Source organism: Halomonas citrativorans (assembly GCF_900163645.1).
GTDB lineage: Bacteria > Pseudomonadota > Gammaproteobacteria > Pseudomonadales > Halomonadaceae > Vreelandella > Vreelandella citrativorans.
Map to the genome: position 1 here is coordinate 80,959 of NZ_FUKM01000063.1, position 26,117 is coordinate 107,075.

General features: G+C 54.1%; 27 protein-coding genes. 18 read left to right on the top strand and 9 right to left on the bottom strand.

The genetic code is table 11. The features are described from left to right. The first annotated feature begins 159 nt into the window (after positions 1–159). The gene (locus CZ787_RS18415; protein ID WP_087111990.1) at positions 160–810 is read left to right on the top strand and encodes a peroxiredoxin; all 651 of its coding nucleotides are present in this window, start codon (positions 160–162) and stop codon (positions 808–810) included. Positions 811–1,076: 266 nt separating this feature from the next. Here the strand turns inward: CZ787_RS18415 and CZ787_RS18420 are convergent, their stop codons facing one another. Next, entirely contained in the window at positions 1,077–2,090 is a 1,014-nt protein-coding gene (locus CZ787_RS18420; protein ID WP_087111992.1) for an isocitrate dehydrogenase, read from the bottom strand. A gap of 524 nt (positions 2,091–2,614) precedes the next feature. Here CZ787_RS18420 and CZ787_RS18430 point away from each other — a divergent pair. From CZ787_RS18430 to cfa, 3 genes are all read left to right on the top strand, one after another. Next, the gene (locus tag CZ787_RS18430) at positions 2,615–4,105 is read left to right on the top strand and encodes a SulP family inorganic anion transporter (protein WP_087111996.1); all 1,491 of its coding nucleotides are present in this window, start codon (positions 2,615–2,617) and stop codon (positions 4,103–4,105) included. Between the two features lie 22 nt (positions 4,106–4,127). After that, positions 4,128–4,985, top strand: coding sequence for a universal stress protein (locus CZ787_RS18435; protein ID WP_087111998.1), 858 nt, complete (start codon positions 4,128–4,130; stop codon positions 4,983–4,985). 168 nt (positions 4,986–5,153) lie between these two features. Beyond that, entirely contained in the window at positions 5,154–6,314 is a 1,161-nt protein-coding gene (cfa, locus tag CZ787_RS18440; RefSeq protein WP_087111999.1) for a cyclopropane fatty acyl phospholipid synthase, read from the top strand. Here cfa and CZ787_RS18445 read toward each other — a convergent pair. From CZ787_RS18445 to CZ787_RS18460, 4 genes are all read right to left on the bottom strand, one after another. After that, on the bottom strand, positions 6,311–7,279 hold the full coding sequence (locus CZ787_RS18445) for an arsenic resistance protein (protein ID WP_087112001.1): 969 nt from the start codon (positions 7,277–7,279) through the stop codon (positions 6,311–6,313). The genes cfa and CZ787_RS18445 overlap by 4 nt on opposite strands. Positions 7,280–7,310: 31 nt before the next feature. Beyond that, complete coding sequence (locus tag CZ787_RS18450; protein WP_087112003.1) at positions 7,311–7,697, bottom strand: fluoride efflux transporter FluC; 387 nt, start codon at positions 7,695–7,697, stop codon at positions 7,311–7,313. Then, the gene (crcB, locus tag CZ787_RS18455) at positions 7,694–8,080 is read right to left on the bottom strand and encodes a fluoride efflux transporter CrcB (protein ID WP_087112005.1); all 387 of its coding nucleotides are present in this window, start codon (positions 8,078–8,080) and stop codon (positions 7,694–7,696) included. Before crcB ends, CZ787_RS18450 begins: the two co-directional genes overlap by 4 nt. A 126-nt stretch (positions 8,081–8,206) precedes the next feature. Continuing rightward, the gene (locus CZ787_RS18460; protein ID WP_087112007.1) at positions 8,207–9,901 is read right to left on the bottom strand and encodes a 2-isopropylmalate synthase; all 1,695 of its coding nucleotides are present in this window, start codon (positions 9,899–9,901) and stop codon (positions 8,207–8,209) included. Between the two features lie 247 nt (positions 9,902–10,148). Here CZ787_RS18460 and CZ787_RS18465 point away from each other — a divergent pair, with 247 nt between their 5' ends. Then, the gene (locus tag CZ787_RS18465) at positions 10,149–10,631 is read left to right on the top strand and encodes an Lrp/AsnC family transcriptional regulator (protein ID WP_087112009.1); all 483 of its coding nucleotides are present in this window, start codon (positions 10,149–10,151) and stop codon (positions 10,629–10,631) included. A gap of 70 nt (positions 10,632–10,701) precedes the next feature. Further along, the gene (locus tag CZ787_RS18470; protein WP_087112011.1) at positions 10,702–11,055 is read left to right on the top strand and encodes a RidA family protein; all 354 of its coding nucleotides are present in this window, start codon (positions 10,702–10,704) and stop codon (positions 11,053–11,055) included. Between the two features lie 26 nt (positions 11,056–11,081). Here CZ787_RS18470 and CZ787_RS18475 read toward each other — a convergent pair whose 3' ends face one another. Both CZ787_RS18475 and CZ787_RS18480 read right to left on the bottom strand, forming a co-directional pair. Next, positions 11,082–11,933: a MurR/RpiR family transcriptional regulator gene (locus CZ787_RS18475; protein ID WP_087112013.1), complete on the bottom strand. Its 852-nt coding sequence runs from the start codon at positions 11,931–11,933 to the stop codon at positions 11,082–11,084. A gap of 399 nt (positions 11,934–12,332) precedes the next feature. After that, positions 12,333–13,688, bottom strand: a complete 1,356-nt coding sequence (locus CZ787_RS18480; protein WP_087112014.1) for an aldehyde dehydrogenase family protein — start codon at positions 13,686–13,688, stop codon at positions 12,333–12,335. Between the two features lie 217 nt (positions 13,689–13,905). Here CZ787_RS18480 and CZ787_RS18485 point away from each other — a divergent pair, with 217 nt between their 5' ends. From CZ787_RS18485 to lpxL, 12 genes are all read left to right on the top strand, one after another. Continuing rightward, positions 13,906–15,069 carry a GNAT family N-acetyltransferase gene (locus tag CZ787_RS18485; RefSeq protein WP_087112016.1) on the top strand — a complete coding sequence of 388 codons (1,164 nt, stop codon included), beginning with the start codon at positions 13,906–13,908 and terminating at the stop codon, positions 15,067–15,069. 52 nt (positions 15,070–15,121) lie between these two features. Next, positions 15,122–15,475, top strand: coding sequence for a cell division protein FtsB (gene ftsB, locus CZ787_RS18490; protein ID WP_087112017.1), 354 nt, complete (start codon positions 15,122–15,124; stop codon positions 15,473–15,475). Between the two features lie 50 nt (positions 15,476–15,525). After that, entirely contained in the window at positions 15,526–16,233 is a 708-nt protein-coding gene (gene ispD / locus CZ787_RS18495; protein WP_087112020.1) for a 2-C-methyl-D-erythritol 4-phosphate cytidylyltransferase, read from the top strand. Continuing rightward, positions 16,233–16,721, top strand: a complete 489-nt coding sequence (gene ispF, locus CZ787_RS18500) for a 2-C-methyl-D-erythritol 2,4-cyclodiphosphate synthase (protein WP_087112023.1) — start codon at positions 16,233–16,235, stop codon at positions 16,719–16,721. Before ispD ends, ispF begins: the two co-directional genes overlap by 1 nt. After that, a complete protein-coding gene (gene truD, locus CZ787_RS18505; protein ID WP_087112025.1) occupies positions 16,714–17,754 on the top strand; it encodes a tRNA pseudouridine(13) synthase TruD in 1,041 nt (346 codons plus the stop codon). The genes ispF and truD overlap by 8 nt, the downstream gene beginning before the upstream one ends. A 36-nt stretch (positions 17,755–17,790) precedes the next feature. Next, on the top strand, positions 17,791–18,537 hold the full coding sequence (gene surE, locus CZ787_RS18510) for a 5'/3'-nucleotidase SurE (RefSeq protein WP_087112027.1): 747 nt from the start codon (positions 17,791–17,793) through the stop codon (positions 18,535–18,537). Beyond that, complete coding sequence (locus tag CZ787_RS18515; protein WP_087112029.1) at positions 18,524–19,201, top strand: protein-L-isoaspartate(D-aspartate) O-methyltransferase; 678 nt, start codon at positions 18,524–18,526, stop codon at positions 19,199–19,201. Before surE ends, CZ787_RS18515 begins: the two co-directional genes overlap by 14 nt. Continuing rightward, complete coding sequence (locus CZ787_RS18520; protein WP_087112031.1) at positions 19,198–20,157, top strand: DUF368 domain-containing protein; 960 nt, start codon at positions 19,198–19,200, stop codon at positions 20,155–20,157. Before CZ787_RS18515 ends, CZ787_RS18520 begins: the two co-directional genes overlap by 4 nt. 17 nt (positions 20,158–20,174) lie before the next feature. Continuing rightward, on the top strand, positions 20,175–21,233 hold the full coding sequence (locus CZ787_RS18525; protein ID WP_087112033.1) for a peptidoglycan DD-metalloendopeptidase family protein: 1,059 nt from the start codon (positions 20,175–20,177) through the stop codon (positions 21,231–21,233). A 158-nt stretch (positions 21,234–21,391) separates the two neighbouring features. Then, entirely contained in the window at positions 21,392–22,366 is a 975-nt protein-coding gene (rpoS, locus tag CZ787_RS18530) for an RNA polymerase sigma factor RpoS (protein ID WP_087112035.1), read from the top strand. A 112-nt stretch (positions 22,367–22,478) separates the two neighbouring features. Beyond that, positions 22,479–23,579, top strand: coding sequence for an alanine racemase (alr, locus tag CZ787_RS18535; RefSeq protein WP_087112037.1), 1,101 nt, complete (start codon positions 22,479–22,481; stop codon positions 23,577–23,579). A gap of 9 nt (positions 23,580–23,588) precedes the next feature. Then, positions 23,589–24,503, top strand: coding sequence for an LpxL/LpxP family Kdo(2)-lipid IV(A) lauroyl/palmitoleoyl acyltransferase (lpxL, locus tag CZ787_RS18540; RefSeq protein WP_087112039.1), 915 nt, complete (start codon positions 23,589–23,591; stop codon positions 24,501–24,503). An 88-nt stretch (positions 24,504–24,591) separates the two neighbouring features. Here lpxL and speD read toward each other — a convergent pair whose 3' ends face one another. Continuing rightward, positions 24,592–25,386 (bottom strand): adenosylmethionine decarboxylase, encoded by a 795-nt coding sequence (speD, locus tag CZ787_RS18545; RefSeq protein ID WP_087112041.1) that lies wholly within the window; start codon positions 25,384–25,386, stop codon positions 24,592–24,594. A gap of 232 nt (positions 25,387–25,618) precedes the next feature. Further along, entirely contained in the window at positions 25,619–26,038 is a 420-nt protein-coding gene (locus CZ787_RS18550) for an OsmC family protein (protein ID WP_087112043.1), read from the bottom strand. Positions 26,039–26,117: the final 79 nt, after the last annotated feature.

Consider the following 26,117-nt stretch of genomic DNA (forward strand, 5'->3'; position numbering starts at 1 on the left):
CGTGCGAAGGGGAGCTTTAAAAGCGACGGGAGCTGCCCTTTGGACGTCAGCCAATAGCACGCGTGAATATTCGCTTTCTTAGCACTAAATGTTCTATAGTGGATTGCTTAAAGGTGGTTTAAGGTATTAAAAGCAGTAATCACCCGCGAAGGAGGCACAATGTCATTACGTATTAATGCGGTCGTTCCCGATTTTGAAGCACAAACTAGCCAAGGGCCTATCCAGTTCCACGAGTGGATTGGTGATAGCTGGGCTATTTTGTTTTCACACCCCAAGGACTTTACACCGGTTTGCACCACGGAGTTTGGTGCTGTAGCCACGCTAAGTGCCGAGTGGAAAAAGCGCGGCACTAAAGTGATTGGTGTGTCGGTTGATGGCGTTGAGGATCACAAACGCTGGGCCGACGATATCACCCGGTATAGCGGCAGCGACGTTGATTTTCCGATCATCGCCGATGAAGGCCTTAAGGTTTCCAAACTGTTTGATATGCTGCCCGAAGATGCCTATCTGCCGGATGGCCGTACGCCAGCCGACAGCGCCACGGTACGCTCGGTGTTTATCATTGGGCCGGATAAGCAGTTAAAGCTATCCATGACTTATCCCATGACGGTAGGACGTAATTTCGCTGAAATTCTACGTGCTCTGGATGCCCTGCAGGCAACCGTTAAGCACGGTGTGGCGACGCCCGCTGATTGGACAGTTGGCCAGGATGTTATTATTCCGCCAAGCGTTTCAGATGACGATGCCAAGCAAAAATTTGGTGAGTTTGACGCGGTGCTGCCTTACCTGCGTAAAACATCGCTAAAATAAGCGCGCAGTCATAGCGTTCTTACTAAAGCCCCAGGGTTATTAACGCCTTGGGGCTTTTTTAATAGCGCCTGATAACCCATTACGGTGTTTCTAACACACGTTATTTAACCGTCGTTGATACGCTTGGTCTGTTAGTTTAAGGCTTCGATTAGCCGCTGAGCTTCCGCGATGGTTTGCTAGCAGTGGGCAAGCAGGGTTCGTAACCAAAAGCGCCCTTGATGAAAGGGCGCAGATAGCGATTAAAGAAACGTATTCAAGCCGAATATTTAGGCGTGGACGTACTCAACCAGCGCTTGTGCAAAGGTATCGGTGTTGCCCGTGCCGCCCATATCGGGCGTGACCATGTCACGGCGGGTTTCTAACACCGTGCGAATGCCGTGACGGATAGTTTCGCCTTTGTCTGCCATGCCCAAATGATCAAGCATCTGCGCGGCAGCCAACAATAGAGCGCAGGGATTGGCGAGCTTTTTACCCGCAATGTCAGGGGCAGAGCCGTGTACTGCTTCAAAAATCGCCGCTCTTTCACCAATATTAGCGCCAGGTGCCAAGCCCAGCCCGCCCACCAGGCCTGCACACAGGTCTGAGAGAATATCGCCAAACAGGTTCGTGGTAACCACCACGTCAAACTGATGCGGGTTCATCACCAGCTGCATACAGGCGTTATCGACAATCATCTCTTGAAACTCAATGTCGGGATATTCGCTTGCGATCTCACGCGCCACATCCAAAAACAGCCCGGAGCTGGTCTTGATAATATTGGCTTTATGCACTGCAGTGACCTTTTTCCGGCCACTGCTTTTGGCCAGCTCAAACGCATAACGCACAATACGCTCGGAGCCTTTACGGGTTACCTTGATCACCGAAATGCCGGTGTTGCCGTCGTCGATCATCTCTTGGCCATCAGACAAATACGCACCTTCGGTATTTTCGCGTACGGTGATCATGTCGATGTCTTCAAAGCGCGAGCGAGTGCCAGGAAAGCTGATTGCCGGGCGTACGTTGGCATAAAGGTCAAAGTGACGGCGTAGCTGTACGTTAATGGAGGAGAAGCCCTTGCCAATGGGTGTGGTCAGCGGGCCTTTCAACGCAATGCCGTGTTTCTCTATAGCATCAAGCGATGCTTGCGGGATCAACGTTCCATGATTTTCCAGCGCTGACAGGCCTGCATCCACAAACTCGTATTCAAAGCCGCACTCAAGCGCATCGAGCACGCGCAGGGTGGCATCCATAATTTCAGGCCCAATGCCATCGCCTTTAATCACCGCAATTGAATGGCTCATGTGCTACTCCTCTGGAAGATGCGAACACGTTGGTCGAAATGTTGACCAGGTTCAATGATGGCGCCTTATGCGCTTGACACCCATGGTAAGCGATGGTGGCGCCGAAGCGCATCCTGCGCTGGCTATTCCAGTATACCACCAGGCCTCAAGTGCGCCGGGGTGCAGAAGAGGTAGGTTGCTGGTAAACTCTGCGCCGGTTCTGCCGCTTAACCTTCAGTGGCAAGGTAACTTCGTAAAATATCTCGGCAAGGCGTCTGCGCAATGAAACGCTCATTGGCAACATCTGTAGTACTTACCACTGGGTTGATGACTCCACCCTAAGTATTCCCTCTTTCGAAAACGCCATGGCGCGAAAGCGCTTCCACGGCGTTACGGCATTCTATTGCTGTTATTTGGCTACTGACGCTCTTGGCGTCTTCATCCTGCAGCCTGACTCATACAATCTGGTTTTGAATGACGTGACATCTGACCCTGTGGGGCGGAGTTAGCGCGTCTTGTTTAATCAATAACGATGGACTCCCTGAATGGCACTTTTCAGCAAGCATGAGTGGTTTTCCAATATTAAAGGCGACACCCTTTCGGGCCTGGTCGTCGCGCTGGCGCTGATTCCCGAAGCGATCGCGTTCTCCATTATCGCAGGCGTCGACCCGAAAGTAGGTCTTTATGCCTCGTTCTGTATTGCGGTGATTATCGCCTTTACCGGTGGGCGGCCGGGGATGATCTCAGCGGCCACTGGCGCCATGGCGCTATTGATGGTCACGCTGGTGCGCGAGCATGGCCTTGAGTACTTGCTGGCGGCAACGCTTTTAACCGGGGTGTTTCAGATCATTGCAGGGTATTTAAAACTGGCTGAGCTAATGCGCTTTGTGTCCCGCTCGGTCGTTACTGGCTTTGTGAATGCGCTGGCCATTTTGATCTTTATGGCCCAGTTACCTGAGTTAACCAATGTCACTTGGCATGTGTATGTCATGACCCTGGCCGGTTTAGGCATTATCTATTTATTCCCTTATCTGCCGGTGATCGGTAAAACGCTACCCTCGCCGCTGGTGTGCATCGTGGTGTTAACCATTGTGTATATGGTGAGCGGCATGGATATTCGCACGGTGGGTGATATGGGCGAGCTGCCTGATACGCTGCCGATTTTCCTGTGGCCGAATGTCCCGCTTAACCTTGAAACCTTGATGATTATTCTGCCTTACGCCTTGATGCTGTGTGTGGTGGGTCTACTGGAATCGATGATGACAGCGACCATTGTGGACGATTTGACCGACACGTCGAGTGATAAAAACCGCGAGTGCAAAGGCCAAGGCATTGCCAATATTGGTGCCGGGTTACTGGGCGGTATGGCGGGTTGTGCCATGATTGGTCAGTCGGTGATCAATATTAAATCCGGTGGCCGTACGCGGCTATCAACATTGATTGCGGGCGTTGTACTGCTGTTGTTGGTCGTTTTTCTAGCCGATTGGGTCTCACAAATTCCCATGGCCGCTCTGGTAGCCGTGATGATTATGGTGTCGATAGGCACCTTTAGCTGGGCGTCGATTCGGGATCTTAAAAAGCATCCTCTCAGCACCAATATTGTCATGTTGGCGACGGTCGCTGTGACCGTAAGTACCCATAACCTAGCGATCGGGGTCTTTGTTGGCGTGCTGCTGGCAGCGCTGTTTTTTGCCAATAAGGTTGGCAATATCATGTACATCGGCTCTACTGAGATAGAGGCGGGCCGGGAGCGTGAGTATCAGGTCGCTGGGCAGGTCTTCTTCGCCTCTTCCGAGCGTTTTATGGCGGCGTTTGATTTCAAGGAGAGCCTGGACAAGGTGACGATCAATGTATCCAACGCGCACTTCTGGGATGTTACCGCTGTACAGGCACTTGATCGGGTCGTTATCAAGTTCCGCCGTGAAGGCACTGACGTCGCGTTGGTTGGGATGAGCGAAGCCAGCGCCACGGTGGTTGACCGCTACGCGATGCACAACGATCAAAAGGCGGTCGAAAAACTGATGGATGGCCACTAAGCATCTAATAAAGGAGAGCAGCATGCCGGAACATGTAGTTGCCGCAATTGATGGTTCCCGGTTTTCACAAGCCGTTTGCGATTACGCTGCCTGGGCAAGCCTTGCGCTGGGCGCGCCGTTAACCTTTGTGCATGTGGCCGATAACCATTCAGAAGTGCCAAGCGAGCCGGATCTTTCGGGCCAGCTGTTTTTTGGCGCCCGCGAGCGCTTGCTGGAGGAGCTGCTGGGCCTTGATGAGAAGCGTGCCAAGGTCAACCGCGAACAGGGCAGGTTGATGCTGGAAGCAGCCCGGACGCGCGCTGTTGAAGAGGGCGTTAGTGACGCCGTTACTCGCCAACTGAACGGTACTTTGGTGGAAACACTGGTCGGGCTTGAAAACGAAATGCGCCTGCTGGTGGTTGGTAAGCGCGGTGAGACGGCTCATCAAGCCAGCGAGCATCTTGGCTCCAACCTCGAGCGGGTGGTGCGTGAAATGCATCGCCCGATTTTGATGGTGCCCGCCACGTTCAAGCAGCCTGAAAAAGTGCTGATTGCTTTTGATGGCAGCAAAACGGCTCGCAAAGGCGTTGAAATGCTGGCCCGTTCGCCACTGTTTTCAGGCAGCGAGTGTCATGTACTACTGGTGGATACGGACAACGCAGAGAATCGACTGGAGCTTGGTTGGGCGCTAGGCACCCTACGTGAAGCAGGCCACAAGGCAGAAGGTGCTATCCGCAACGGCAATGTAGATGATGCGCTGCAAACCTACGAGCAAGAGCACGCGATTGACCTCTTGGTCATGGGCGCTTACGGGCACTCGCGCATCCGCCACTTGTTGGTTGGCAGTACGACGACAGCGATGCTGCGTAGCAGCCGTATCCCCGTTCTTATTTTGCGCTAAGTCTCTTTCGTGTTCCTACGGTAAGTCGCTTTGCTACGGGTTAGTAGAGCGACTTTTTTAACAATGAAAAAGGGAAAAATTAAAATCTGCAAATGCTGAAATGAGCTTCTATGTTTATTTAAGAGTGTCTTGAACTATTCATCTCTTGAGTAGCGTAAGGAGCCTACCGTGAATTTACCCACGCTTGAACGAACATCACTGCCTTTTAATCCCACCTCCTCCTCTCATCGCTTTGTAGCCAGCCTAATGGCCCAGGCTGATATACAGTTCAATGGCGATCGCCCTTGGGATATGCAGCTTAAGGCGCCTGGTGTGATAGAAAATGCACTAGCGCGTGGCAATCTGGGCTTAGGTGAAAGCTATATGCAGGGGGGCTGGGAGTGCGATCAGTTGGACGTTTTTTTTACCCGCTTGCTGCGCGCGCAATTGCATCAACGTATTAAGCCCACGCAATTGATTTATCACGCGTTGCGTACTCGGTTGTTAAACCGACAAAACGCTAAACGGGCTTGGGAAGTGGGCGAAAAACATTATGATCTTGGTAATGAATTTTATGCGGCCATGCTTGACCAGCGTATGACGTATACCTGCGGTTATTGGAAAGACGCATGCACGCTAGATGAAGCACAAGAGGCGAAGCTGGACTTAATCTGCCGAAAGCTGCAGCTAGCACCGGGTATGCGCGTACTTGATATCGGCTGTGGGTGGGGGAGCTTTATGGCTTATGCGTCCGAGCATTATGGCGTTGAGTGTGTCGGCCTGACTATCTCCAAAGAGCAGGCGGATTTTGGTAAGCGATTAATCAAAAAAGGCTTGCCGGTAGAATTCCGTTTACAGGATTACCGCGATGAAACTGAAAGATTTGATCGTATTGTTAGTATTGGCATGTTCGAACATGTGGGCCATAAAAACTATCGTGCCTATATGGAAATGGCCAGTCGCTGCCTAAAGGATGAAGGTCTTTTCTTGCTTCATACGATTGGCAAAAATCTTGGTACGACCGTGTCCGATCCATGGATCGATAAATATATTTTTCCGAATGGCGAGTTGCCTACCTTAAGCCATATTACCGATGCGGTTGAAACGCTTTTTGTGGTGGAAGATGTACATAACTTTGGTGCTGACTACGATAAAACGCTGATGGCCTGGTATCACAATATCGACGCCAATTGGTCCCAGTTTAAAGGTCAGTTCAATCCAACGTTTTATCGTATGTGGCGCTACTACCTGTTGAGCTGTGCGGGTGCCTTTAGAGCTCGGGAAATTCAGTTGTGGCAGTTGGTGCTCAGCAAGCAGGGTGCGGTCGGAGGGTATAAGCGGCCAAGCTAGCTGCTCGGGTCGCGTTCAGGCAGTAATCTATTTGGCACCCAGCGTAGGTAGATGATCATCCCAAAAAGCTCTACCAGTGACTGAAAAATAATCACTACCACCGCGGCTTGCCACGCGTCAGGTAGCGCCAGCGCGATGGGCAACATGACGAACGAATTACGGGTGCCGAAGCTGAACGCCAGCGTGCGGGTGCTGGCGTTTGGCAAGCGGAATAACCGGCCCAGCGCACGACCCAGCCAGCCCGCAAACACCAGAAAACCCATGAAGATAAACACGACCTGAGCCATTACATGATACAGCCCGCCCAGGTGATTGACCTGTGACGCTGCAATAATAAAGACCACGAAGGCAAGTAATGGCACGGGCAGTATGCCCAGATGATAGATGGCGCGCTTGATGCGCCCATGCCGAGTAGCCGCAAATTCCGTTAGCCCGGCAAGCGCTAGAGGAAGCAGGATAAGGCCCGCAAAAGCAACGATTAGTGAGGTGGAGAGTGCCAGATGAAACCACTCTGATCCCAGAAAGAGCCAGAGATAAATAGGTAGAGCGACCATCTGCACCAATAACAGTAGCGGAGCGGCTGCAATAGCGCGGGGCGCATCACCCTTGCCCAAGTGGGTAAAACTGATAAACCAGTCGGTGCAGGGCACCAGCAGTACCAGCAATACGCCGACCAATACCGCGGGCGAGAGCGGCAGCCAAGCGACCACCAACCCCAGAAAGGCTGGAATGGCGATAAAGTTGCCCACTAGCAGCGCCGCCATAAAGCGGCCATCGGTAAGGCCGCGAACCACGCTAAGCAAAGGGATCTGGCTAAAGGTGGTGTACATCAGAAGGCCTAACAGCGGCCATAATAACTGCTCCAGCACATCGGCCAGCGCCGGTGACACAACCCCCAAGGCCAGCCCCAGGCCAATGCAGACCAGGTAAATCCAGCACTGGTGTTTTTCTATCTGCTCGCGCATTGGTTTTCTCGGAGTGGTTTTTCTTGAGTGGCTATTGGCGGCGAAGCGCCAAGCGCTCGCCCGCCATGGCGGCCAATAACCATAGCGGCAGGCTCACCAGGACGTATGAAATTCCCAGCCCTTGCCCACGGCTAATGAAATGCAGTGTTTCCAGGCTAAACAGTGAAAAGGTCGTAAAGCCGCCGCAAAAACCCGCCACGAGCAGCGGTTGCCAGTAGGCCAGCTTGCCATGGGGCGCACGTAGCGCTGTGGTGGCTATCCAGCCGATCAAACCCGCACCCAGTACGTTGACGACCAGCGTGCCCCACGGGAAGTAGCTACCCAAGGCAGCCTGGGAAGCAAGCGATACGGCGTAGCGCAGTGCGCTGCCCAGGCCGCTGCCAACCCCTACAGCAAGGTAGCATTTCCAGGACCTCATACGCGGTGCCCTGCCAGCGCCCAGCCCAACGCTGCCATGCCAATGCCCAGCACCAGTGTGCCGCCCACGTTGAGCGCCGCACGACCCGATTGGCCGCCTTGCCAAAGTTCAAGGGTTTGCAGGCTAAACGATGAGACCGTGGTGTAGCCGCCGAGTAGGCCAGTTACGCTAAACAGCCAGAACGTCGTTGGTGTGTCAGGCAGGCCTTGGCTGCCCAGTAGCCAGCCTGCGGCCAGCGCGCCGGTCGCGTTAACGACGAGCGTGCCCCAGGGAAACGCCTTGCCCAGCCAGCGCGCTATCAGGTTGGAAAGAGCAAACCTGACCATTCCCCCGAGTGCGCCGCCCAGTGCGATAAGCAGTACGCTTGCGATGCCCGGACCCATGTTTTCTCCACTGGCTAACAAAAGGGGTCTCCGATAAGCGGCCAATTCTAACATGCGTTTTCAAGGCGCAGAAAAATGCCTTGCGTGGGTCGTCACGCAAGGCATGAGTATATTACTTATAGATCGTTAGGCCGACAGGATGCTGCCCTGATGGTTTAGCGCTGCTCCCGCGTTTGTAGTGGAGACGCGGTTGATGCCCGAGATCAGAGCTTTCAAAGAAGCGCTGACCGTGTCGCTATCTTCGGCAACGGCGCAAATGCGCTGGCCATCAACGCTCAACTGTACAAAGGCAATTGCGTTGGCTTCGCTACCACCGCCCAGCGAGTGCTCACTGTAGTCGATAATCGTCACGTTAACACCGGAGTGCTTCTGCCAGGCATCGGTAAAGGCCGACATGGCACCGTTGCCGGAACCGGACAGGCGCAGGGTTTCGCTACCTTGCCATAAGGTCACTTCAAGCCCTTCATGCTGGCCCTTGGAAAGCTGGTAGTCCGCCAGCGACAGTGGCGCTTCCTGGGTGAAGTTATCGAGCATCACTTGGCGGATCATCTCGCTTGAGAGTTCGCTGGCGCGCTCTTCGCTCTCTTTCTGCACATAGGGGGCCAAGGCCAGCATCATCCAGCGAGGCAGATTTATGCCATAGTCGCGCTCAAGCAAAAAGGCCATGCCGCCCTTGCCGGACTGGCTGTTGACTCGAATCACGGCCTGGTAGTCGCGGCCAATATCGTGGGGATCAATCGGCAGGTAAGCCACTTGCCACGGTTCGTCGGGCTTCTGGTGCTTGAGGGATTTACGAATCGCATCCTGATGGCTACCAGAGAAGGCGGTGTACACCATTTCACCCACCCAAGGGTGACGCGGGTGCATGGCAATGCCGGTGCACTCGTGAACGACCTGAATGATTTCATCCGGGTTGGAAAGATCAAGGTTAGGATCAATCCCTTGGCTGTAGAGGTTCATGGCTAGCGTGATGATGTCCATGTTGCCGGTACGCTCGCCATTACCCAGCAGCGTGCCTTCCACACGGTCGGCACCGGCAAGCAAGGCAAGTTCCGCAGAGGCTACCGCTCCGCCTCGGTCATTGTGGGTATGCACTGAGATAATCACGCTATCGCGACGACTGATGTGCTGGCAGAAGTATTCGATCTGGTCGGCGTGGTGGTGAGGGCCAGCTACTTCGACGGTCGTCGGCAGGTTGAGAATGCACTTGTTCTCAGGCGTTGGCTGCCAAACGTCCATAACCGCTTCACAAATCGCCAGCGAGAAATCGATTTCGGTGCTGGAAAAACTTTCTGGGGTGTACTCGAAACGCCAGGCAACGTCTGGATAGCGCTCGGCATACTGTTTGACCCAAGTGGCGCCCTGAACGGCAATATCAGTAATACCGTCGCGGTCCATCTCAAACACGCGCTCGCGCTGAATGGTCGAGGTCGAGTTATACAGGTGGATAATAGCGCGCTTGGCACCCACTAACGACTCAAAGGTTTTTTCGATCAAATGCTCGCGGCACTGCACCAGCACCGCGATGGTGACATCCTCAGGAATCTGATCTTCTTCAATTAACCAGCGCACAAAATCAAAGTCGGGTTGGCTGGCGGAAGGAAACCCCACCATGACTTCTTTAATGCCCACCTTGACGATCTGGTGCCAGAAGCGCTTTTTCTGCTCAACGGTCATCGGCTCTAGCAGCGCCTGGTTACCATCACGTAGGTCTTCACTTACCCAGATCGGCGCACGATCAAGGTCACGGTCAGGCCATTGGCGGTTAAACGCAGGAACGCGCGGTGCTGGGCGATATTTACGATGATCGAAAGCAGACATGGTGAGATTCCTAAGGGGTTAATGACTTGGAAATTGGCCGCTTGTGGCGTAGGCCTTGGTGCATTAAAACACGCTCATCGGTGCAGACTCATGATGCAGAGTATGGCACGCAACCGTTAACTGCTTTTGGCAGTGTGGATAGTGTAACGGGTTTATAGCGCTAGGTTGTTGCTAAAAATGGATAAAAATGGCATTAATTGGCAGTATATTTTAATAAGTTGGAATTTATTAGCAGAGGCTGCTATTTATGTCGATGACACCATTGACGCTTGACCGTTTTGACCGCCAAATTTTGACTATTCTGCAGCAAGAAGGGCGGATCAGTAACCAGGAATTGGCTGATCGAATTGGCCTTTCGGCATCACCCTGTTTGCGCCGGGTGCGTGCGCTGGAAGAACACGGCTTGATTATGCAGTATCGCGCCGAGGTAGATGCTCGCCAGTTGGGCTACCAACTGATGGTGCTGCTGCATATTGCCATGGACCAGCATACCTCCGAGCGGTTTGAGAACTTTGAACGCCACATCCGAACAATTCCCAACGTGATCGAATGTCTGATCATTACCGGGCAGGCTGCCGACTTTCAGCTAAAGATTTTAGTCCAGGATATGGATGATTATCAGCATTTACTGCTGCACGTTATTAACCGTATTGAAGGTGTCACAGGGGCGCATACCAGCTTTGTGTTACGCCGGGTTTTCGAACATCGGCCGGTACCCACGGAGCGCTGAACAGGAAAGCGTGGTCAGTCACTGAGTCGCCGTTTACACTGTTTTTTTCCCATTTTTAGGAGAGTGCTCTATGACTATCGAACGTCACGATACCAAGGCCCGCATGAGTCGCGCCGTTATCCACCAAGGGATTGCTTATTTATGTGGCCAGGTCGCGGGGCCTGAGGCGCGTCATGGCGATATTAAGGCGCAGACAGAAAGCATGCTGGCGCGTGTCGATGCGCTGTTAAAAGAGATCGGCTCAAGCCGTGAGCAGCTATTAAGCGCCACGATTTATCTCAAGGATGGCAGCGATGTCGTCGCCATGAATGAGGTGTGGGATGCCTGGGTGCCCGAAGGCTACGCGCCAGCGCGTACCTGCGTATGTGCCCCGATGCCCGCCGACGAGTTAAAAGTAGAAATAACCGTGACCACCGCCGTATAGAACGAAAGCCTTTCTAGCTGGCTGGGCTATTCCAGCGGAAAGCGGGTATCGCGCAGGCTGTCCTTGATTTTTTTCAAGTGCGGTAAGAAGTCTTCGCCACGCCGTAGTGTGACGCCGGTGGCCAGGGCGTCAATCAAGGTAAGCTGAATCACCCTTGACGTCATGGGCATGTAGTGGTCGGTGTCTTCAGGGGTTGCCACGTTAAGCGTGGCGCTGCACTCGTTGGCAAGCGGTGACGCGGGGGCTGTAATGCCCAGCACAACGGCGCCAGCTTCGCGGGCTACACGGGCGATATCTACCAGCTCACGGGTTCGTCCGGTGTAGGAAATAATCACCACCACATCGCCCGTATGGCAGGACGCCGCTACCATGCGCTGCATCAATACATCGGCGTAGGCCATGACCGGTAGATTGAACCGAAAAAACTTATGTTGAGCATCCTGAGCGACGGCACCTGATGCGCCTAACCCAAAAAAGTGAATCTGCTTTGCCTGGGTCAGGTAGTCGACCATTCGTTCAATGGCCGTCATATCAATATCACGCTGGGCTTCATCCAGCGCGGCAATGGTGGCGCCAAAAATTTTCTGCGTGTATTGGGTCGCCGTATCTCCGGGCTCAACGGCTCGGGTAACGTAAGGTGTCCCACCCGCCAGGCTTTGGGCGAGTTTGATTTTAAAGTCGGGATACCCCTTGGCGCCAAAGTTGCGGCAAAACCGATTAACGGTCGGTTCGCTGACACTGGCGGCTTGGGCCAAGCTTGCGATGCTTAAGCTGGTAGCGGCTGTCGGATCGTCTAGAATCACGTTAGCAACTTTACGCTCGGAGCGGTTTAATTCTTCTAAGCGTTCGCGTAAGCGGTCAAGCAAGTCATGCGCCATTAAGCAGGCTCCAAAGCAGTGTGGGGCGGAGGTTGTGATGTCCAATCTTTACACCAGGCAACAAATACATTGGCTGGCAGTGGTCGAGCATAATAGTCCCCTTGCGCTGCTTCGCAACCGATAGAGTGTAAATAGGCGGCTTGTTCGGCGGTCCCAACCCCACTGCCACAATACCACAACCCACCGCGTGGGCTAATTGGGTAATCATAACGGCAAGTTGGCGGTCAACGGCGTTTTTATTAGGGGCTGCATAGCATCACTGTCATAGCCTTTATCAGCCATTAGCGCCGCGCCAGAAGGTAACTCGGCAATCAGTGCCGGAACCTCTACTCTGCGGGTTTGCTCTTATCCTGCCAATATCTCTGCAATGAAACGTCAACAGCCCCTAATGAATAAGTTTTAACGTAAACGAAGCAGTTTCATAAGCCAGCGCCGGTAGGGCGGCTGCAAAAGCCTGCTGGTAGCATGTTTCGTTTGATAAAACACACCACGTAAATGGCTAAAGCGGTCGAAACCGTGGCGACCATGATAAGCCCCCATGCCGCTTTCACCTACGCCGCCAAACGGCAATGTGGGAACAGCGTGGTGTAGTAATGTCTCATTAAAGACAAGCGCGCCAGAGCGGGTATGCTGAAGTAGCCGCGTTTGCAGGGCTTTATCGTTAGTAAACGCATACACCGCAAGGGCATGAGGACGTGCATTCATAAACTCAATCGCCGCCTCAATATTTTTAACACTGATAACGGGGAGCGCGCGGCCAAAAATCTCTTCGTGCATCACAGAAAGCGTTTGGGTGGGGTCGATAACCAGCGCAGGGGCATGGTTGCCGTGATCAATGACTCGGCAGCCGTGATCACGGGCTTCTGCCAGCAGGCCCTCTACGCGTGCGCGGTGCGCATCATTGATCGGGCTGGTCGCCTCTCTGCTATCAGGGCGCTGCTGGAAAATAGCACGGCTTAGTGCGCTAACCAGGGACTCAAGATGACGGCTTTCCACAAGAACGTAGTCGGGTGCCAGACACGTTTGTCCACCGTTAAGCCCCTTGCCGAATATAATAGCCGTGGCCGCTTTATCCATGTCGGCATCACTCGCCACCAGCGCGGGAGATTTACCGCCTAGCTCCAGGGTGACTGGCGTAAGGTTGGCTGCCGCGGCACTTGCCACGTGGCGCCCAATGCTGGTCGAACCGGTAAACACCAGATGATCGAAGGGAAGCTTGCTAAATGCCTGAGCCGTCGATGCATCTCCTTGAATGACGACGAGTTCATCCTGGGTAAAATATTGGCAAGCCAGGCGAGCGAGCAAGGCGCTGGTGTGAGGCGTTAGCTCACTGGGCTTTAGCATGACCACATTACCGGCAGCAAAGGCGTCAATAACGGGCAGTAGCGCAAGGCTCCACGGGTAGTTCCAAGGGGAAATGACGCCAATGATACCCAATGGCTGCGGGGCTATGCGTGCCCTTGCCGGTAACAGGCGCCAAGGCATACCTACGCGCCAGGGGCGCATCCAGTGCCAGAGGTGGCGGCGCGCATAGCGTACGGCCTGAAGCACGGCACTAATTTCCGCCAAGCGGATTTCTGTGTCGCTACGCTGGCCAAAATCCGTTTGAATAGCCCGCACAATCTCATGCTGATGGCGCTTGGTCATTTGCGCTAAACGTGCCAACCGTGAGCGCCGAACACCTAGCGTGGGAAAAGGCGTTTGATCAACAGCGTGTCGTTGGGCATTAAAGATACCTGTTAAATCGTGCTTCATAGCCGCTCCTTATCTTCCGTACCTGGATGTGATTGGGCGCAATAGTGGCTTGTAAGCGCTGCGTTAATGCTCGTGTCGTAAGGCTAAGACGGTAGTTAAGACGATAGTTAAGGTGATAGTTAAGACGATAGCTAAGTCGATAGTAAGGGTAACGCTGCGTTAATGATAAAGTAAGACGGGATAACAGGGCGCCAACGCTTTGCTCTTGGGAGATATCATGTCTGCGTGCTCGTTAGAACTCTCTACTCTATCCGCCATGGAAGATATTGAGGCAAGCCAGTGGGATGCCTTGGTCGGCCACGATCAGCCTTTTCTGCGCCATGCATTTTTGCATGCGCTGGAGGCGAGTGGCTCGGTGAGTCGTGAGACAGGATGGGAGCCCTGCCATGCCTGCGTTTGGCGTGCAGGCCAATTAGTAGGCGCACTGCCCATGTACCGTAAACATCACTCTTACGGTGAGTATGTGTTTGATTGGGGGTGGGCGGAAGCGTTCGAGAGAGCCGGTGGCACCTATTACCCTAAAGCGCTCAGCGCTATCCCGTTTACTCCCGTTCCGGGGGTGCGCACGTTACTTGCTAGCCATCTAAATGCTGAGGCTATCCGTGCCCTGCTAGCATCAGCCTGGCAGACGCTTTGTCATCAGGGGGCGCTCTCCAGCTGGCATTTATTGTTTGCCGATGAGCATGATGTGACGGCCTGGCAGATGCAGTTTCCCCAATTAACCGTCCGCGAAGGGCTTCAATTTCAGTGGCAGGACGCAGGATTTGGTGACTTTGATGGTTTCCTGGCAAGCCTGACATCCAAACGGCGCAAAATGATCAAGCGTGAACGGCGCCTGGTGGCCGAACAGGGGCTAAATGTGGTGCGCCTGGAGGGCCAAGAGATCACCCAGGCAACAATGACGCACTTCTATCGCTGTTATTCAATGACGTATCTGGAGCGCGGTCGCTCGCCCTATTTAAGTCATGCCTTTTTTGAACAGTTACGCCAGACCATGCCCGAAGCATTGATGCTGGTGCAGGCGCAGTTGAATGGCCAGCCGGTCGCGTCGGCGCTCTATTTTCGAGGTGAGCACACGCTGTATGGCCGCTACTGGGGAAGTGAAGTGGAGGCCGATTGTCTGCATTTTGAAGCCTGCTATTACCAAGGCATTGAGTACTGTTTGCAGAATGGGCTGACGCGCTTTGACCCAGGCACTCAGGGTGAACATAAGTTAGTACGCGGTTTCGCCCCTCAACGCGTTCGTTCGCTGCACTATATGAACCATCCCGGCTTGGCGGCGGGTGTTGCCCAGTTTTGCCAGGCGGAGGGCGCTCAAGTGAGCGCGTATCGTGAGGCGGCTTTTCAAGCGCTGCCTTTTAAAGTGCCTGCGGCTCGCTGATGGTTCTGCATAGTGGCATAATGCGCGCCGTTACTGCCTTGGGAGATCGGTGATGCACAAATGGGTTGTGGTAGCGTTACTTGTCGTACTGGGTTTGCTCCAGTACACGCTTTGGTTAGGTAATGGCGGCTGGCGTGACCTGCAAATAGTCGAGCAGCGCGTTACTGCACAGGAAGAGGCCAACTTGCCCATGCGCGAGCGCAACGCACGCTTAGCGGCCGAGGTCACCGATCTTAAAACCGGGCTGGACGCTATTGAAGAACGGGCCCGAAGTGATATGGGCATGGTGCGTAGCGATGAACAGTTTTTCTGGGTGCCGGGTGTCGCCATAACGACCGAGTTGATAGGTATTAACGCAGGCCTGGTGGTCCAACCACGACTAGACCGTGAGCAATCGCCACCATGAGCAATCGGCACAGTGAGTAAACGAGCAGTGAATATGTCAGGTAAGCGGCTGTGAAAAAAACGCTTTGGCTTATCGTGCCTGCCGCTGGGCAAGGGCGTCGCATGGGAGCCGATAAACCCAAACAGTACCTGATGTTAGGTAAGCACCCGATACTGGTGCACACTCTGGCACGGCTTTACGAGGCGTTTCCCAAGGCGTCGTTAGTGCTCTGCCTGGACAGCGATGATCAGTGGTTTCAGGCTGAATGGGTTCCTTTTGCGGCCTGGCAGCGCGTAACCGGCGGCATCGAGCGCATGGATAGCGTACTCAACGCGCTACATGCCATACCCGCACAGGATGACGATATTGTAATGGTGCACGATGTGGCTCGCCCGTGTATTACCACGGACGACCTGCATGCCCTGTATCAGGCGGTCACTCATCACACCGGCGGGGCGCTATTGGCGATGCCGGTGGCAGATACCATGAAACGGGCCAATGCCGAACAGCAAAGTACCTGTACAGAACCCCGGGAAGGACTTTGGCATGCGCTGACACCCCAGGGGTTTCATTACGGGCTATTGCGCCAGGCACTTGAGAGTGCCCGGTATCAAAAACGCATGGTGACCGATGAGGCGTCAGCGGTCGAGGCGCTGGGTAGGCAGCCACAACTGGTTAGCGGGCGGCGCGATAATTTAAAAGTGACGCATCCGGATGACCTTGCCCTCGCCGCCGCCATTTTGTCAGCACAATCAGATACGTTTACTCAGGAGGCTTAATGCGAATTGGTCATGGCTTTGATGTTCACCGGTTCGGCCCCGGCGACCACTTAATGATTGGTGGCGTTAAACTGCCGTTTTCACAAGGCTTTGTCGCACACTCCGATGGCGATGTGCTGCTTCATGCGGTAAGCGATGCGCTGTTAGGTGCCTGCGCGCTGGGCGATATTGGTCATCACTTTCCCGATACAGACCCCGAATGGAAAGGCGCTGATAGTCGTATGCTGCTGCGCCATGTGATGAGCCTGGTTCGGGCGGAAGGTTATGAGATTGTAAACCTGGACGCGACCCTGATGGCTCAAGCGCCCAAAATGGCACCGCATATTGCGACAATGCGTCAAACCATTGCTGACACCTTGAATGTTTCCTTGGGCCAGGTAAACGTTAAGGCCACCACGACGGAACGGTTAGGGTTTACCGGGCGCGGTGAAGGCATTGCTGCTGAAACGGTGGTTTTACTCGGCCGGCCTGAGGCGTTGAATGAGTAAGCTGCCTCAGTGGGCACGCTCTTTGGATGCTGCGTTTGGGCCGCCCAAGCCGGGGCATTATCGGGCCCAACCTGAGGATTTTTTGGTTGATGAGCAGCTGGACTTCACGCCCGAATCGCATGGTGAGCATCTTTGGCTGCGGATTGAAAAACGCAATCAGACCACGCTGGATGTGGTGAAAAGTGTCAGCCGATTATGCGGTGTGACCCCGCGAGATATTGGCTATTCAGGCATGAAGGACCGGATAGCCGTGACGCGCCAATGGTTAAGCATTCACTTGCCAGGGCGTGACGCGCCTGCTGACCTGGTGTCAGCACTGGGCGGATTGGGCATCACGGTGCTTGAAAGCGTGCGTCATCCACGCAAACTAAAACGTGGCGTTCATCGCACCAACGCGTTTACGTTACGATTGAGTGGCGACGCGATAACAGCGGATGATTTCGTTAATCGCTGGCAGGCACTTTGCCAGCTCGGGGCGCCCAACTATTTTGGCCCCCAGCGGTTCGGCCCTGAGGCGCGTAATTTACAGCGTGCCGAGGCACTGCTCGCACGGGGGTGGCGCAAACGTGACGACCGTCAAGGAATGCTGCTCTCTACTGCGCGAAGCTTCCTATTTAATGAGCTACTAAGCGCTCGCTTGGCGGACGGCAACTGGCACCAGCCTATCCCAGGCGATACCGTGATGCTTGACGGCACCCAAAGCGTATTCGGCGTCGACGCGGTGGACGAGTCGTTGATAACGCGTGCCACTGAGCTGGACGTGCATCCAACCGCGGCGCTTTGGGGCATTGGTGAAAACGCCGTTGATGAGGCAGGGCGCTACGAGGCGCAGTTAGCCCGTCAGCATCCTGAGTTGTGTAAAGGTTTGGAAGCAAGCGGTGTGAAACGCTCCCATAGAGCACTGCGTATGCGATTAACGGCGCCCCAGCTCACTTGGGAATCTGATGCCGTGCTACTCTCGTTTGCACTACCCCGAGGCAGTTTTGCTACCGCCGTTATCGGTGAACTCATTCATCACCCGGATATGGCGTAAGCCGCCAGGTTACGCTTGATCAACAAGGAGGCATCAATGCGGCGACTGCTGCTCTCTAACGACGACGGTGTTTACGCCCCTGGGCTGAAAGCGTTACATGATGCGCTGGAGGCTCATGCCAAACTGCGTGTCGTTGCCCCGGACCGTGACCGTAGCGGGGCAAGTAACTCGCTGACATTATCGCGCCCGCTCTCATTAACCGCGCTGGAAAATGGTTTCTATAGCGTGGATGGTACGCCCGCTGACTGCGTTTACTTAGGCGTAAATGGCGTGTGGGATGAGCGGCCTGATCTGGTTATTTCAGGGATTAACCACGGTGGCAATTTAGGCGATGACGTGCTCTATTCAGGTACGGTGGCCGCGGCCATGGAAGGGCGCAACCTGGGCATGATCGCGATAGCCATGTCGCTATGCGGTGATCGTTATTTTGACACCGCGGCGAAAGTGGCATCCAGCCTGATTGGTGCCGCCGATCAACTCTCCTTGCCGCCCAGAACGCTGCTCAACGTTAACGTTCCAGATGTGCCATGGGAAGCCATCAAAGGCGTTAAGGTAACCCGGCTTGGATATCGTGGCCCGGCTGAAAAACCGCTTGCGATCGAAGACCCACGTGGGCGGACGCGCTATTGGATTGCGCCGGTTGCTGCCAATGCGGATGACGGTGAAGATACCGATTTTGCAGCGATCGAGGCAGGTTATGTATCGATTACGCCGCTGCAAACCGACTTGACGCGCCACCCCGCGTGCCGTGACGTACAGGATTGGTTGGATGCCTTTGCCTGATATTTCGCCCATTGAGCGGCGCGGGCGGGGAATGACCTCTCAGCGTACCCGGGATCGCATGATTGATCGGTTGATCGAACAGGGAATTCGACACCCGGATGTGCTCGATGTGATGGCTGGCGAGCCCAGACATCTGTTTGTTGACGAGGCTTTGGCGCATCGTGCCTATGAAGATACGGCGCTGCCTATCGGTTTTGGGCAGACGTTATCACAGCCGCTTACCGTGGCGCGGATGACGGAGCTGGTTGTGAAAGCCGAGCCACGCCGTGTATTGGAAGTGGGTACCGGTTCCGGGTATCAAACGCTGATTTTGTCGCGCTTAGTGAAGGAGCTTTACTCCATTGAGCGTATTTACGCCTTGCATGAGCGAGCGAGTGATCGCCTTTGGCGCTTGGGCGCAGAGGTAACGCTAACCGTTGCCGATGGCGGCGAGGGCTGGTCAACGGCGGCACCGTTCGATGTTATTTTATTGACGGCTTGTGCGCAGACACTGCCTGAAATATTGCTCGAGCAGCTAAGTCGCGATGGGGTATTGATTGCGCCGTTGGAAGCGCCTGATGGCAGCCAATGGCTTACCCAGATAAAGCGCATTGGGAATGCTTTTGAGAAGCGGCGGCTTGAACCCGTGCGTTTTGTACCTTTATTGCAAGGAGTAGTGGATTGAAGCGTAAATCCTTGGGGGTTTTTTTAAAAGGTGCCGGGATGGGGGCCGCGGATGCCATACCCGGAGTTTCCGGGGGCACGATTGCCTTTGTTACCGGTATTTATGAAGAGCTGATCAATACTATTAAGCAGTTTGGTCCTGACGCGTTGGTGGTTTGGCAGCGTGATGGATGGCGTGCCCTCGTTAAGCACTTGAACCTGGCCTTTTTGATCCCTTTGCTGGCCGGTGTCGGCATTAGCCTGGTCAGCGTGGCGCACTTGGCGTTATGGCTGATGGAAGCGCACCCTCTGCTGCTTGATGGCTTCTTTTTCGGGCTGGTTGCCGCCTCTGGAATGGTGGTCGCCCAAGCGGGAGACCGCTGGAAATTTTGGTATTTATTTCCGCTGTTGGCCGGTTTACTGTTAGCCAGAATGTTGCCGAGCTTAATGCCCTTGGTACTATTGCTCGGTAATGAAGCCACGATTGTGATGGTGGCGGGATGTATTGCGATTAGCGCCATGTTGTTGCCAGGCGTGTCGGGCAGTTTTTTGTTGCTCACTATGGGGCTCTACGGCACGATAATGGGGGCTATTCGCAGTTTCGACATCACTATTATTATGCTGTTTGGTATGGGATGTGTGATAGGTCTTGCGCTGTTTTCGCGCCTATTATCCTGGCTGTTAAGACGTCATCATGGCTTTACGATGCAATTGCTTTTAGGGTTTATTATTGGCTCGTTGCCGGTTCTGTGGCCATGGCGCGAGCTGTTGCGTTATCAGGTTGGCCCAAGCGGGCAAATGATACCCTTGGAGTATCGTTATTTGCTGCCCAGTGATTATGCGGCGTTGACCGGCGCTTCCGCGCAGATTATCGGCGTGGTGCTGCTGATGGTCGTTGGTATATTGCTGGTCATGCTATTGAACCGTCGGGCAGGGAAGTCGACCACGTTAGATTCAACTAATACGGCTCAGCGCTGAAAAGGAGTAGGGTTTGCATGCGTAAAGTCTTCATGATGTCAGCCTTGGTGTTGGCAGTTAGCGGGTGTGCCAATCAGCAGCACAATACCCCGCAAGTACGTGACTTGAGTGAAGCGAGTCGCGTGGTGGAAAACTCGCCTCAATATACCGTCAAACCAGGCGACACCCTTTATGGCATCGCTTGGCAGCATAATCTGGATTACCGCCAGCTAGCCACCATCAACAATATTGACGCGCCCTACCAAATTCACCCCGGACAGATGATTGCATTACGTGAAGGGGCTGGGGCTGGCAATAATTCCCAGCCCGCAAATCAGGCGCAAAACACGCCGAGTGAATCGCGCGGCGTTGTCGCAACCGGGCTCAACCCGCAGGCGACAGCAGTAGCAAGTAACGACCAGGAACTTGATTGGCTACTGCCTGACGAATCGGCGATTGAACGCGGACAGCGTTTAAACGCTGAGCGCCCTGAACAACAAGCCGTTGAAAGTGCTCAGCAGGTAGCGTCAACTAACAGTGCGCCGCAAGAATCTTCCTCTCAACCCGAGGTGGCTGCTACCGAGCCAAGGCCTGAACCTGAGCCTGAGCCAGAAACAGTCCCAGCATCGGAGCCTGAGGAACAGGTGGTTGCTCAATCCGAAACACCTGTGGCTGCTCCAGTGGAACGTTCGGACCGCTCATCGCGCACGTTCACGCCCGCAGAGACGATCAACTGGCAATGGCCGACAGATGGACAAGTCACGGGTAACTTCGGAGAAGGTGATTCGATTACCGCCGGGATTGATATCGCCGGACAAAAGGGGCAACCTGTCAAAGCCGCAGGCCCAGGTATTGTCGTTTATGCGGGTAGTGGTGTACGTGGGTACGGTAATCTTATTCTTCTTAAACACAACGATCAGTTCCTAAGTGCCTATGCGCATAACGACGGCTTAAACGTTAGTGAAAATGACGTGGTTGAAGCAGGCGAAGTGATCGCCACCATGGGAAACAGTGATGCAGAAAGCGTTAGACTGCACTTTGAGGTGCGCCGTGATGGTCAGCCCGAGGATCCTATGGAGTTTTTACCCGCACGCTAACCAGTGGAGCACCAGATAAGCAAGTAGCGGCAAGGTTTTGTTGAGCCAGCCCCTTACGAGCTGGCTCGCATAAAAATAATAACACCAGTAACGCACACGTAAGCGTGGTTACCTTTACATGTTAAAAGGCGGGCAGGCGATACTACGGGGGTAAGGCCATGAGTATGCTGGAGAAGGATCTACAGGAGGTTGACCTGGATGCTGCCGAAGAAGCGTTGGAAAACGCTGACGACGATGTCGCAGCGGAAGAAGAAGCTTTTGAGAAAGCACTAGGACGCGAGGACCGGCAATCGACTCAAAGCCTGGATGCGACGCAAATTTACCTCAATGAAATAGGATTTTCGCCACTCTTAACGCCAGAAGAAGAGGTCTATTATGGCCGCCTGGCGCGAAAGGGGGATCCGCTTGGTCGTTCTCGAATGATCGAGTCTAACCTGCGGTTGGTGGTTAAAATTGCACGGCGCTATCTAAACCGTGGACTGACGCTGCTGGATCTCATTGAAGAGGGTAATTTAGGGCTTATTCGTGCCGTTGAAAAGTTTGACCCTGAGCGTGGGTTTCGCTTTTCAACCTATGCAACATGGTGGATTCGGCAGACCATTGAGCGCGCGCTAATGAACCAAACGCGCACCATTCGCCTGCCGATACATGTGGTGAAAGAGCTTAATATTTATCTACGTGCCGCGCGTGAGCTGACGCAAAAGCTTGACCATGAAGCGACCGCTGAAGAGATTGCTGAGCATCTCGATAAACCGGTTGATACGGTCAAGAAAATGCTTGGCCTCAATGAGCGTGTCTCCTCGGTAGACTACCCCATGGGTGGAGAGAGTGATAAACCACTGATTGATACCCTGGCCGATGACGACGTTCAAGGCCCAGAAGGTTGCCTGGTGGATGGTGATGTGCGTGAACACGTGGATCTTTGGCTTGATGAGCTAAGTGATAAACAGCGCGAAGTGGTCGTACGTCGTTTTGGTTTGCGCGGCCATGAGGCGGCCACCCTGGAAGAGGTCGGCGCTGAAATTGGCCTGACCCGCGAGCGCGTACGACAGATTCAAGTCGAGGCATTAAAGAAGCTACGCCGTACACTTGAAAAGCAAGGCCTATCGCTAGAGGCGATTTTCGAAAGCTAGCCAAGACAACGTTGCTACGTAGGCACGGCCTCAGCGCACCGAGTTTATGCTCGGTGCGTTGTTGTTAGAGGGGCTATTTTTGATGACTTATTATGTATAAGCGAGATACGCAATGCGCCCGCTAGCGGCCCATATTGATTTGGATGCTCTGCGTCACAACTATCAGTTGGCGTGCCGCTGCGCGCCACAAAGCCGCTCGGTGGCGGTTATCAAAGCGGATGCCTATGGTCACGGCGCTGTAGCGTGTGCTCACGCGCTTGAAAGCCACGTCCCGGCGTTTGCGGTGGCGTGTATCGAAGAGGCGATTGCGCTACGTAACAGCGGCATCAGCAAACCGATTGTGCTTTTAGAAGGGATCTTTAGCGCCGATGAGTTACCGCTGGTGGAGCGCTACGCACTGTGGACCGCCATTCATAGCGCATGGCAGGTAGACGCGCTGCTAGCATTTTCGCCAAGCCAACCCATTCCCGTTTGGTTAAAAGTCGATTCGGGTATGCATCGGCTGGGGTTTGGCCTGGAGGAGGCGGAAGCGGTATGGCAGCGCCTGGTCAATGCGCCTCAGGTCACGGCGTTGCATTTGATGAGCCATTTCGCGACCGCTGATGCCAGTGACGGCCTCTATTTTAATCAGCAGCTGCTGAGTTTAAAGGCCCTGGCCAAGACGCTTGATGCGCCTTTGTGTTTAGCCAATTCACCGGCAACGCTTGCCTGGCCTGATGCCCATGGTGACTGGAACCGACCAGGCATAATGCTCTATGGCAGTAACCCATTGGAAGTGGCCAACCCAACCACGCAGCAATTACGCCCGGTAATGAGTCTGCGTTCGGAAATTATCGGTTTGCGAGAGATTAACGAAGGTGAACCCGTCGGCTACGGGGGGCGCTGGCGCGCCCCGCGCCGGTCACGTATTGCAGTGGTGGCCGCAGGTTACGGTGATGGTTATGACCGCCATGCGGTGGATGGTACGCCGGTACTGATCAATGGGCAGCGCTGTGCTATCGCCGGCAAAGTGTCGATGGATATGTTGACCGTTGATGTGACCGATATACAAGATGCTGCCATTGGCAGCGAGGTGGTGCTCTGGGGAGCGGCCAGCAATGGGGCAGTGCTAGCCGTCGATGAGGTTGCACGCTACTGTGATACGATCAGCTATACCCTGCTTACTGGGGTGTTGCCACGCGTACCCAGACGTTATCAAGAGTCTTCAGTTTAGGTGGTACGTATGTCGAAAAAAGAGTATCCAGCGTCGTTTGCTCACCCACGCTACTGGGGGACCTGGCTTGCCATCGGTGCGATGTATATCGCGGCTTGGCTGCCTTGGGGTATTAAGCTTTGGGTAGGCAAGGTCATCGGGCTATTGGCATGGCGCTTTGCCAAACGGCGGCGGGACATTACTGCCACCAACCTGGCGCTTTGTTTCCCGGAAAAGAGTGCCGATGAACAGCGAAAGCTGGTGAAAGATACCTTTATTGCTAACGGTATTGGCTTGGTGGAAACCGCTACTGGCTGGTGTCGGGAGGTAGAAGGATTTCGTCATCGAGTGGCGTACCATGGCCAGGAACACCTAGCGAATGCCAAAGCCCAAGGCAAGGGGGTGTTGGTCGTCGGGATTCACTTCTCAACGCTTGATTTGGGTGGCGCGCTGCACTCGCTGTTCTTTCCGGCGGATGTGGTATATCGCCCGCATAATAATCCCCTGTTCGAGCGCTTTATGACGCGTGCCCGTTCACGTATTTTCGGCCAGGCGATTGATCGACACGATCTGCGCGGCGTGGTGCGACGTATCAAGGCAGGGCATATTGTCTGGTATTCACCCGACCAGGACTTTGGGCCGGATGTCAGTGTATTTGCCCCCTTGTTTGGTCAGCAGGCGGCAACCATTCGGCTAACATCTAAAATCGCCCGTATGACAGGCGCGCCGGTGGTGCCGCTGATGTTTCATCGCAACCCGGATAACCGCACCTATACGATTGAGTGCCTGCCCGCATTTGAAAACCTTCCCAGTAACGATGAAGTTAACGACGCAACGCGGGTTAATCAGTTTATTGAGCGTGCCATTCGCAAGCATCCCGAGCAGTACCTGTGGCTGCATCGGCGCTTTAAAACGCGCCCTGAAGGGGATGAAGGTTTCTATTAGATACGATTCTTTTAGGTACGGTTTTTTTAGATACAAAGAAGCCGGCGCGATGCCGGCTTCTTTATGAATGCTTTTAGCTACTCAGGTATTACTCCAGGTTACGTGAGTAGAAGATTTCCAGCATCTCTTTACGCAGGCGGCTTTCGATATCGCGGGCTTCTTCAAACGTAATATCGCGACGCGACTTGCCGAACAGGTAATTGTCGAGCTCGAAGTCTTTCAGCAGCATCTTGGTATGGAACATGTTGTCCTGATACACGTTCACGTCCATCATCTGATACGCCTGCTTGGTATCTTCCGCCAGGTAATCCTGGATCGAGGCGATCTCGTGATCGATGAACAGCTTTTTACCGTCGACGTCCCGGGTGAAGCCGCGCACACGATAATCCATGGTGACGATATCTGAATCAAAGCTGTGAATCAGATAGTTCAGCGCTTTCAGCGGGCTGATATGCCCACACGTTGATACGTCGATATCCAGGCGGAAAGTGCTGATGCCGTTGTCAGGATGCGATTCCGGGTAGCTATGTACGGTGACATGGCTCTTATCCAGGTGGGCAACCACGGTTTCAGGCAGCGGACCAGGGCCTGGTTCTGTGTTTTCAGGATTGGCTTCATCAAGCTCATGTTCAGCAATGAGAATGGTGACGCTCGCCCCGTGAGGTTCATAATCTTGACGGGCAATATTCAACACATGCGCACCGATAATATTGGTGACATCCTTCAAGATTTGCGTCAACCGTTCGGCGTTGTACAGCTCATCGATATAGTCGATATAAGCGGTACGCTGCTCTTCGGTCTTGGCATAGCAGATGTCGTAAATATTAAAGCTCAGCGAGCTGGTCAGGTTATTGAACCCGTGGAGTCGGAGATTATCTGTCATGTCCGAACCTCCCTATGGCTGATGAAGACACCCCGACGAGCCAGCGTCGGAACCAAGAAAAAACCTAATGCCATACGTGGAGCGCATGTTCTAAAAGCACTTGCAGGGCAGTAGGGGGGTAATACAAGGAGGCGTATTATGCCCGGCCGGGGCAGGGGATGCATCCGGGCAGGGCATTTTTTTTTCGCTGTGCTGCATCGTAGGCCGAAAGGGCGAGCGCCGTCGCTCTGCCTCAAGCCTCTACAATCTCAAAGGAGTGCGTAATTTCAACACCGCCTTTTACAAGCATAATGGACGCGCTGCAGTACTTTTCAGCGGAAAGCTCTACGGCACGTGCAACTTGCTTTTCTTTTAGCGCTCGGCCTGTGACCACGAAGTGAACATGAATTTTGGTGAATACGGCAGGCACTTCATCGGCGCGCTCAGCATCCAATTCGGCAACACAGTCGGTCACATCGGCACGGGCTTTATCGAGAATATTCAGGATATCAAACGCCGTGCAGCTACCCATGCCCATCAGCAGCATTTCCATGGGGCGAGGCCCGGTATTGCGGCCGCCGTGGTCGGGTGGGCCATCGATCACAACGCTGTGCCCGCTGCCCGACTCGGCGATAAATTGACGGCCATCCGTCCATTTTACCCTTGCTTTCACGTGGCTCTCCTTATCTTGGCGACGACAGGTAAGTCGCGCAGCATAACACTTCTTTGCCTGGGCGCACTCCTCTCTGGGC